Here is a 2,351-nt window from a genome sequence, read left to right as displayed (position 1 = left end):
GGCCTGAAAATTCAGTACGAGCGACATCCAGCTCTCACGGATGAAAGATGGGCGTTCGCGCTTGGCCAAGCCAAGATCGCGATGAAACAGCGGTTTGGATGTGCAAGGAACGAGTCCTGCAAAGTGGGTCCGGACCAGCAGGGAATCATCGACGGGTGCGTTGAGCGTGCGGCAACGCGCGTGGACAACGCCAATGGGCCAACACACTACGTTGTATTGCAGTCTCTGGCGGTAGAGAGCACGATGGCCTTCCGTACCGCACATTCCTGTGCAGCGCCTGTAGGAGGTGCCCGATCATGCCAATGTTGATTCCTGAAGTAACCACGGACGTGTTGCAGGACTTTGCCGACGCATGGAATCGCCACGATGTCGATGTCCTCATGTCGTTCATGACAGACGACTGCGTCTTCGAGTCCTCTGCTGGCGCTGATGCCTGCGGCACCCGATACGTTGGCAGACAAGCCGTGCGAGCGGGCTTCGCGCAGGTCTGGGGGGTCTTTCCCGATGCCCACTGGGGCAATGTGCGCCATTTTGTCTATGGAAACCGAGGCGTCTCCGAGTGGACGTTCACTGGAACATGTGCGGATGGTACCCGCGTCGAAGTTCATGGGTGTGATCTGTTCACCTTTCGCGACGGCAAGATCTTCCTGAAGGACTCCTACCGCAAGAACCGTCCACCCAGTGAGAACTCAACGCGATGACACCCGACCCTTCGTTCTACCGGCCTTTCCTCAGCAACCGGTGAACTGAAGTGTTGAAGGTCAGGCATCCGGAAATTTGAAGGTGAGCGTCCAGTGTTTTGGCGTCCGTCCATTGATGATCAGAAATGCAGCGCTTTGCGCCGGCTCTTCCGTGTCGGCTTGACTGCCAACCGAATTGATGTGCAGTCAACGGTCGTTCATGACCGGCTCTTGACGGCCCGATAAATTCGTTCGAATCGACACTGTGTGCGGTTGCCGAGCGGACAGTCGAGCTGTGGTAGTGACGCGCGCTTCGAGCGCAATCCTCGGAGTCAAAGGATGATGCGATTCTTCGGCTTCACAGCAGTTCGCGCATTTGAAATTTGATCATCCGGTTGATCTGCGCAGTCCGCAATGGACACGGCATTGACACCCCAAGCGTCAAGACAAAGTTGTTCGCGTTTCTTGTGGATAACGTTGTTGATGAGGAGACAAAAATCCATCCAAACCAAGTCAGGGCGCGGCTTTCTCAAGGTTGCCTGCATTTTACGCAGTGCTGCTGGTGTGGCTATCCAGTGCGCGCGGGTCGCGCTTTTGATTGCCGGCGTCATTGACGCTTTCGCGCCCGTTCGCCAATGCCCTGAATCCGTGATCTCGTTGTCAGATTTTGGTGGTTTCCTTATTGAAATCAAGCACTTGTCCGCCAAGTTCAGTTCACCCTGCAGGTGAGCGAAAACATGACCGATTTTCTTATCAAGCGACTTCCCTACGACCTCATACCAATCCCGACAGACAAAGAACCAAAGCCAGCGATCGGAGTCTGAGACATATTGGCTCTCGCAGGAGGTTACGAAAATGTTATCTCAGCACATCATTGATCAGCTGCAGCCCTATGATTTCGACCGACTGGCCCACAAGGAAAAGGATGGGCGCCGGCGACTGCGCCTGATCGCGCTGGCGCACCTAAAGGACGGCAAGAGCTATACCGAAGTGGCGGCTGCATTGCGCGTGACCCGCCACGCGGTCATGCGCTGGGTGCAATGGTTCCTCGCTGGCGGCGTGGCCCGTCTGGCCGGCATGCCGCATGACTGGAGCACGCAGCGCCTTGCCAAAGCACAGGAGGAAGCGTTTCGCCAGGCGGTCGAGCAACTGCAGGGCGAACGCGGCGGCGGTCGGGTGCGGGGCGAAGACATCCGCCAGTTGCTGGCCGGGCAGTTTGGCGTGGCCTACAGCCTGAACGGTGTGTATGACCTGATGAAGCGCCTGGGGCTGGTATGGATTTCGGCCCGCGCCGTCAGTCCCTACGCCGATCTGGTTGCACAAGCCGAATTCAAAAAAAAACTTCGTCCAGGAAGTCGCCGCAACGCTGCCGCCAGGCGTTGCGCCTGAACAGGTGGACATCTGGTTCCAGGATGAAATGCGCATCGGCCAGCGCGGCACGCAAACGCGCCTGTGGGCGCGCAAGGGAACGCGGCCCCGGGTGGTGCGCCAGCAGCAGTCCGAATCGGCGTACATCTTTGGCGCCGTCTGTCCACGGCAGGACAGTGCCATCGGTCTGGTCATGCCGCACGCCAATACCGAGGCGATGAGCCATCATCTGCAGGTCCTGAGCGAAGCGGTGCCTGCGGGACGCCATGCCGTGCTGGTGCTGGACCGCGCGGGATGGCACAC

The 2,351-nt window shown here is 58.4% G+C and carries 4 protein-coding genes; 3 read left to right on the top strand and 1 reads right to left on the bottom strand.

What is annotated here, in order from left to right; genetic code table 11:
* Window positions 1-296: 296 nt before the first annotated feature.
* Window positions 297-701: a nuclear transport factor 2 family protein gene (locus EC86_RS0125440; RefSeq protein WP_029528540.1), complete on the top strand. Its 405-nt coding sequence runs from the start codon at window positions 297-299 to the stop codon at window positions 699-701.
* Between the two features lie 311 nt (window positions 702-1,012).
* Here the strand turns inward: EC86_RS0125440 and EC86_RS26780 are convergent, their stop codons facing one another.
* Window positions 1,013-1,291, bottom strand: a complete 279-nt coding sequence (locus tag EC86_RS26780) for a hypothetical protein (RefSeq protein WP_156955527.1) — start codon at window positions 1,289-1,291, stop codon at window positions 1,013-1,015.
* 244 nt (window positions 1,292-1,535) lie between these two features.
* On the opposite strand from EC86_RS26780, the gene EC86_RS0125430 reads away from it, so the two are divergent.
* Entirely contained in the window at window positions 1,536-2,069 is a 534-nt protein-coding gene (locus tag EC86_RS0125430) for a helix-turn-helix domain-containing protein (protein WP_029524030.1), read from the top strand.
* Window positions 1,996-2,351, top strand: a 356-nt coding sequence (locus EC86_RS0125425; RefSeq protein ID WP_232230068.1) for a transposase, incomplete at its 3' end; no start/stop codon positions are given. The genes EC86_RS0125430 and EC86_RS0125425, both read left to right, overlap by 74 nt.

Source organism: Polaromonas glacialis (assembly GCF_000709345.1).
Classification (GTDB): Bacteria; Pseudomonadota; Gammaproteobacteria; order Burkholderiales; family Burkholderiaceae_C; genus Polaromonas; species Polaromonas glacialis.
The sequence above is the reverse complement of the archived record's forward strand: the minus strand, read 5'-3'. Positions and strand labels throughout refer to the sequence as shown.